The organism is bacterium, assembly GCA_035528375.1.
Lineage (GTDB): Bacteria > RBG-13-66-14 > RBG-13-66-14 > RBG-13-66-14 > RBG-13-66-14 > RBG-13-66-14.
Window position 1 is genome coordinate 1 of the sequence record DATKYS010000053.1, and the last position, 6474, is coordinate 6474.

Genomic DNA, 6474 nt, shown 5'->3' on the forward strand with positions numbered 1-6474 from the left:
GCCGTGCGCGGCAGGTTGCGGTGAGATAAGGGCCGACCTTGTGGTCGGCCCGGGCGCCGGTTCTCGGTTACTTCAAGGAGCAGGTCGAATCATGCCCCGGCCTTGCGGAAGAGGATGTAGATCAACTCCTGGTCAATGGCCACGGAGACTGGATAGCCGCCGGGAAAGAAGGTATTCCATTCATCCCAGCCGCTGCCATTGATGTTCCACCGCTTGACGAGGAAACTGCCGTCGGCTCCGTCCTGGGAGGCGAAGAGGATGTAGATCTCGTCGTTGTCGGCGGCGATGTCGACGGGAATACCGCCCTCGCCGACCGTCTTCCATTCGTCCCAGCCGCCGCCGTCGTAACTCCACTGCTTGACCATGAACTTCTCGCCGCTGCCGCCGGAGGCAAAGGTGATCAGGATGTTGCCGTAATCCACGTCAATGGCGGTCGCGGTGCCGTCGGGAACGGAGGTCTTCCACTCGCCCCAGCCGCCGCCGTCGTAAGTCCAGAATTTCACCAGGAAGCTCTCACCGGCCAGCGCCACCACGGCCAACAGCAGGACACACAAACCGATGCGCTTCATTGCCCCTCCCGTTGTGATTGGAAAAGAACTCATCGTGCTTTTAGCATACACCGGATCGCACTAGGGGAAGGAATATCCACCACCAGCGGCGGGTGCGAGTCCGAATGGGCAACGGCGGGAAGTCAATCCGTTCGTCATGCCGCGGGAAGGGAACAGCCGGCCGCCCTACATTAAAAGACGCGGTGAGGCGCTTTTATACCGTTCTAAGTAACTGACCCGCCATTCAGGTCGGGCGGTTTAGATGCCCCCCAGGGCGGTGCCGAGGAACTCGCGGAAGCGGTCGTTGGCCCGCCGGATGGCGTTGGAGTGCACCGAGAGAATCGCCCGGTAGACCTTGTGGGCCGAGGCGGGGTTGGCCATCATCGCCGCCCAGAAGTCGCTCTTCTCGATGATGACGCACTCGGTGTCCTCCACGGCCTCCACGGAGGCGGAGCGCTTGCCGCCGTCGAAGAGGGAAATTTCGCCGAAGAAGAAGTACTGCCCGAGCTCGGCGAGCTGCGAGCGCTGGCCCTCCTCGTCGAGGGACTTCTTGATGGAGACCCGGCCGGACTGGATGATGTAGAGCGGGCCGCCCTCGTCGCCCTCGTCGAAGATGAGGCGGCCCCTGGGGAACGTCTCCACCCGCGCGCTCCGGGCCAGAATCTCCAGCTCGCCGGAGTCCAGGGTGTAGAAGAGGTACGTTTTCTTGAGCACGTCTTTGATTTCCACGAAAACCTCCCGTGCCGGGCGTCGGCTCGCAGTTTCCTACTGCGTGCCCGGATAATCATTTACCTGAACCTTACACCCGGCCGACATAGTCCACCAATGGCCAAGCCGCCGCAAAAGGCCCAGTTTTCCCATCGGCCCCTCTTGCTGGACGATAGCCAGGATGTCTTGGTCAAGCGCCGTTGGACACCGGTTAGCTATAATTTTATCGTCCGTCAGAGCTATGGTTTTTGACAGATGTGGTATACTTATATAGGTTGTTAGAAATATATCCTTCGAAGCCTCTCCCAGAAGCGGGAGACCCCCTTGGGGGCGCTAAGATGAATTACAAATCCTCCAATCCTCAAAGGAGACCAAATGAAGAAAGTGCTAATCGGTTGGTTAATAAATGAGCTTCTTGAACGATTAATTGGTCCACTCACTATCTCAACGGAACTGCTGGTGTTTATAGTTGTTTTTATCACGGCGGCAGAGTGGTTGAGCCGACTTGGGGAAAAAATTCATGGGTCCATGTACTCAGGGAATGCGCGACAGGCAAGCATCCACCCCGCTGCTCCCACTACTCCACGTCGTTAAGACCGCTAAACGCGCGGCCGACGGCTCGACCGTCACGTCAGCCACCACTGGGAACAGAAAACTCGACCGACCTACACGACCCCCGGCGTTCCGGCCTAGCCCAGGATGCTCCGGCCTCCCTCGTCGGCCAGGACGGCGGTCCAGAACAGCTCCCGCTCCCGCGGCGCCGCGTCCTCGATGATGTGCCCGATGAACTCGTCCATGCGCAGCTCGTTGACCAGGTTGCGGTGCCGGGGGAAGTAGCTGGCGGCGATGTCCTTGAGTATCTTGGCCAGCTCGGCGCCCTCGATGAAGACGCTCACCGCCTTGTAGTAGCGCTCCAGGAGCTCGCCGAGAATCTTCAGGGCGTCGGCGCCCCGCTCGAACTGACGGCGGAGCTGGTGCAGCGACTGGACGCTCCCGCCCAGCTCCAGTTGCTCGAGCTGGGGGTTGTCCACGATGTCCTCGGAGAGGGTCTTGCCGAACATCCGTTCGGCGCCGTTGGTCGTGAGACGGGTCTTGCCCAGGGCGAGCACGAACTCGTCTATGACGTGCACCAGGACCCGCACCACCTCGAGGGTCCGCACCAGCCGGATGGTGTCCGACACGACCAGCCCGAAGAGGACCTGGAGGGTGAACCGCTCGGGCAGGGGGGAGGTCTTGACGATGTCGGTGATGGTCCGGTCGTCGTCTATGAGCGCGGCGATTTTCATCTCGTCGTCGGTCAGCTCCGCGATGGGGATCGAGGCCACCTGCGGGATGGCGTGCGGCGAGAGGAGCACCCACTGCATGGCCCGGGGGTCGGCGGTCTCCAGGGACCGGTTCATGAGCCAGCGGAAGGTGGTCAGCTCGGGGCTCATGGGCGAATCTATGTCCTGGGCCTCGTCGAAGGTGAAGTCGCCCTTGATCAGGTTGAAGACGTGCCGGGAGCCGGTGACGTCGGGGTCCTTGGTGGCGTTCTGCAGCCGGCCCCGGATGAAGAAATAGTAGAGCTCCTTCCCGTCGGACCGCACGGTCAGACGACCGGAAAGGTTCTGGTGGACGATGTGCTGGAAGACGGTGCCCAGGGGCGTTTTGGTCAGGGAGCCCTCGAACATCGCAGCCTCCTGGAGGGATCGGGAGTAATCATATCCTAAAACGGGTGGGCTGACAAGCCGCGCCGTGCGGGGCCGCCGTTCGGGGGGAACCATGCCGGAAGGACACCGTGGAGCGCCGCGCCGCGTTGTGGTAAAATCCGTTTCACATGCACACCCTCCGCCGACCAGCCGTTCATCTCGCCCTCCTCCTCGCCGTGACGGCCGCGCCCGCCCTCGCCCGGACCGAGGTCGTCGGCCAGACCTACACGAACAGTGATTACGGGTTCCAGGTCACCGCCCCCGCGGGCTGGACCATCACCTCGAACGTGGGGGCGGCCCTGGTCCTGTTGGAGAGCCCCGACGGCCAGACGAACTTCCGCGCCTACGGCAAGCTCCTGGCCGGGCTGACCTCCCCCTCGGAGCACCGCCGGGTGTCCAAGAGCCAGTACGGCATCCGGGGCCGCGAGACGACGGTGCAGGCGCTCATCGAGTCCTGGGAGGGCCGGGAGCCGGTTTATCTGCCGATGCCCGTCGGGACCGCCCCCGAGGCGGTTCAACCGGAACCTCTCGAGGGCGAGGCCCTCCCCGAGGGGACCTCCCCCGTCGCCGCCGAGGCCGCTCCGATGACCGCCGCCCGCCCGGAGGCCGGCGTGGACGACGATCCCGACGCCGGCGAGGTCATCGTGGCCGACCTCACCGTCATGGAGGCGCTGGTGATGCTGCAGGGGACCACGGGCGCCCCCTACGCCGACCCCGAGACGCGCAGGCACGGACAAGAGCTGGAGAAGGACGAGCCCGCCCTGTCCTCGGACCCCCTGGCCGCCGTCCTGGCCGAGCTCGCCGAGGCCAAGCCCTACCTGGCGGTGTACGAGCAGGAGCTGGCCGACCCGGTCACCGGAGAGGTCCGCCGAACCACCCAGCTCGCCTGCTTCGTCCTGCGGAACATGGTCGGCTACACCTTCGTGGCCGGCATGCCCGCCGACCGCTTCGAGGAAAACCTCTGGGACATGACGGGCATCTTCCAGTCGCTGCAGATTCCCACCCTGGAAGGCGGCAGCTTCTCCGGCTCCGGCGCCCTGAGCATGGACCCCCAGACCACCGGGGTCATCGTGGGGAAGGTCCTGGTCCGGGGCACGCCGGTGCCCGGGGCCACGGTCGTGCTGTACCGGACGGAGGAGGACTACCGCGCGGGCAGGGTCTACAAAACGGTGACCTCGAACTTCATCGGCGAGTTCCAGCTCATCGGCGTCCCCCCGGGGACCTACTTTCTGTTGGAGGCCTCCGCCGACCTGGGCGGCGAGCTTCTCTCCACCTACCTGCCGGTCACGCAGATCAAAGTGCAGCGCGGGTTCGGCAGCTTCTACAACCTGGAGTTGGACCAGGCCCAATGACCAAAGACGGACCGACCGACTATCAGCGCGGGCTCCTGTGGCTCGTGGCGGAGCTTCTGGGCGAGGAACGCCCCGAGGGGCTGCAGCGCTTTTTGAAGGAGAGCACCCTCCACGCCCTGTTTTTCCTGGCCAGCGAGCGAGGGCTCCTGCCCTACGACACGGCGCCGGTCCTCACCAACTGGCACGGCGACACCCGCTACGTCTGCCTGAGCCAGGAGGGGCTCGAGGACCTGGCCGCCCTGGAGAAGCGGGGACTGCTCCAGCGCCTCGAGCTCACCGGCAGCCACCACGGCTTCTTCTCCGCCTACCGGATGACCGCGGCGGGGCGCGTCGAGGTCGCCGGGGTTCCCCCCGCGATTACCGCCGCCCTCGAGCCGCTCATCCGCTGCGCCTGCGGCGACCGGTGGGTCTACACCACCGGCAAGGAGATGGTTCGGCGCTACTGTCCGAAGTGCGGGACCGAGGAGGAGATAGGCTGCCTGGAGATACCCAAGCTGCCCTACACCAGCGTCTCCCGCTTCCCCAACCTCCTGGGGCTCGGCTTCCCCGGCGAGGATAATAAGGACTCAGCTTCCTAGAGGAGAGGACGTGACCGATACCAACGAGCTGTTGTTCGCCGGCGGCTCCAACACCCTGGTGATCGGCGAGTGGATCCCCTTCGGCGCGAACTACATAGACCTCTTCAGCCGGAAGATCCGCCCCAGCTACGCCCCGGTGGGGAGCACCTTCCTCTCGGAGGAGATAGACCCGCGGCCCGAGGAGGCCACCTTCGAGATTCAGGCGCCGCCCACCGAGCTCATCGTCCGCGAGACGGTCCGCGGCAAGCGCGTCTCGCTCTCGGCCCGCCTGGGGTACGTCGAGACGGGGGGCGACATCCAGGACGAGCGGATCGGGGTCCAGCTCGACGTCTTCGGCCGGGTGATTTACGCCGCCGGCCTGGATAGCGTCAACGGCCGAGGGGACCGCATCTCCCTCGACTCCCTCGCCCCCATCATCGCCGACCTGGTCACCGACACCTCCAAGATGATGACCACCGTCCTGGCCGGCTCCCAGAACCGCCTGCTGGAGCTCGTCCACCAGGGCTACGCCGACGAGCGGGACAAGTTCGTGGCCTTCCTGGCCCAGACGCTCCACCGGGGCGACGGGGAGGCCCTGGGTCGGAACCACGACCCCCTGGCCGACCGCGACGAGCGGGCCGAGGTGGCCCAGCTCCTGGGCGAAATCTTCGACAGTCTCCGGCTCCTGGACGGCACCCTGGTCATCCGGGGGCGGAGCGGGCTCTTCCTCATCGCGCCGGAGTGGCAGTCCTACGAGCGCGCCGTGACCACCTACGGCTACCTCCACGCCCTCGAGGACGCCGTGGACAACCTCTTCCGCGGCGCGGCCATCAACAACGACCGCATACGACTGGCCAAGCGCTCCATCACCTCCGGCGAGGTCACCGAGGCCAGCGTCCTGCGGAAGGAGATGACCCACCTCTCCGAGGACATCACCACCTACAAAGTGCTGTCGGAGATGCTGGAGTCCGCCGCGTCCTCCCTCACCGAGTCCGTGGAGCGGCACCGCGAGGCCTTCGAGCCCCACGAGCGCGAGCTCCTGGAGGCCCTCGACCTCGAGAACGACCTGGAAATCCTCACCAACAAGGTCGGCGACCTGGGCACCACCTTCGAGGCCGTCAAGCTGAGCATGGACGGCCTGGTGCACCTGGTGGGCACCCTGCGCGAGGAGGAGACCGAGCGGTTGAACAAGGTCATGCAGCTTCTGACCGTGGTGACCACGGTGGCGGTGCCCATCACGCTCATCAGCGGCTGGTACGGGATGAACTTCAAGGTGATGCCGGAGCTGAACTGGCCCGGGTCGTACTTCGTGCTGATCGGGGTGGCGGTGGTGATAATCGTGGGGTTGTTGGCCCTGTTCAAGCGCAAGAAGTGGTTCTAGTCGAGGGCGCTGATTGTAGGGCGGGTTTTCCGCGTTTTTCCGCTCACACCGGCTTGCGATGACGTAGGGCGGCCCCTCCGCGGGCCGCCGCGAATTGATATGACGTAGGGGCGGGTGTCCACACCCGCCCGCGGCACCTGTCACCCATGCTGCGATGACGTAGGGGCCGACCGACGGCGCGCCGTTCAGGTCGGCCCGTTCATGATGTAGGGCGGGGATTTGCCAGGGGCATAGCTCGCT

General features: G+C 65.1%; 7 protein-coding genes. 4 read left to right on the plus strand and 3 right to left on the minus strand.

Annotated elements, in window-relative coordinates; genetic code table 11:
• Positions 1–89: 89 nt before the first annotated feature.
• Complete coding sequence (locus tag VM054_04180; GenBank protein HUT98254.1) at positions 90–554, minus strand: hypothetical protein; 465 nt, start codon at positions 552–554, stop codon at positions 90–92.
• Positions 555–806: 252 nt separating this feature from the next.
• Complete coding sequence (locus VM054_04185; GenBank protein ID HUT98255.1) at positions 807–1277, minus strand: cyclic nucleotide-binding domain-containing protein; 471 nt, start codon at positions 1275–1277, stop codon at positions 807–809.
• 354 nt (positions 1278–1631) lie between these two features.
• Here VM054_04185 and VM054_04190 point away from each other — a divergent pair, with 354 nt between their 5' ends.
• Positions 1632–1850 (plus strand): hypothetical protein, encoded by a 219-nt coding sequence (locus VM054_04190; protein ID HUT98256.1) that lies wholly within the window; start codon positions 1632–1634, stop codon positions 1848–1850.
• Between the two features lie 95 nt (positions 1851–1945).
• Here the strand turns inward: VM054_04190 and VM054_04195 are convergent, their stop codons facing one another.
• On the minus strand, positions 1946–2926 hold the full coding sequence (locus tag VM054_04195; GenBank protein HUT98257.1) for a DUF4388 domain-containing protein: 981 nt from the start codon (positions 2924–2926) through the stop codon (positions 1946–1948).
• 146 nt (positions 2927–3072) lie between these two features.
• Between VM054_04195 and VM054_04200 the strand changes: the two genes are divergently transcribed.
• Genes VM054_04200 through VM054_04210 form a run of 3 tightly spaced genes read left to right on the plus strand, consistent with a single transcriptional unit; the run spans position 3073 to position 6234 of the window.
• Positions 3073–4296 (plus strand): prealbumin-like fold domain-containing protein, encoded by a 1224-nt coding sequence (locus VM054_04200; GenBank protein ID HUT98258.1) that lies wholly within the window; start codon positions 3073–3075, stop codon positions 4294–4296.
• Positions 4293–4874: a hypothetical protein gene (locus VM054_04205; GenBank protein HUT98259.1), complete on the plus strand. Its 582-nt coding sequence runs from the start codon at positions 4293–4295 to the stop codon at positions 4872–4874. The genes VM054_04200 and VM054_04205 overlap by 4 nt, the downstream gene beginning before the upstream one ends.
• Before the next feature lie 10 nt (positions 4875–4884).
• Positions 4885–6234 carry a CorA family divalent cation transporter gene (locus tag VM054_04210; GenBank protein HUT98260.1) on the plus strand — a complete coding sequence of 450 codons (1350 nt, stop codon included), beginning with the start codon at positions 4885–4887 and terminating at the stop codon, positions 6232–6234.
• Positions 6235–6474: the final 240 nt, after the last annotated feature.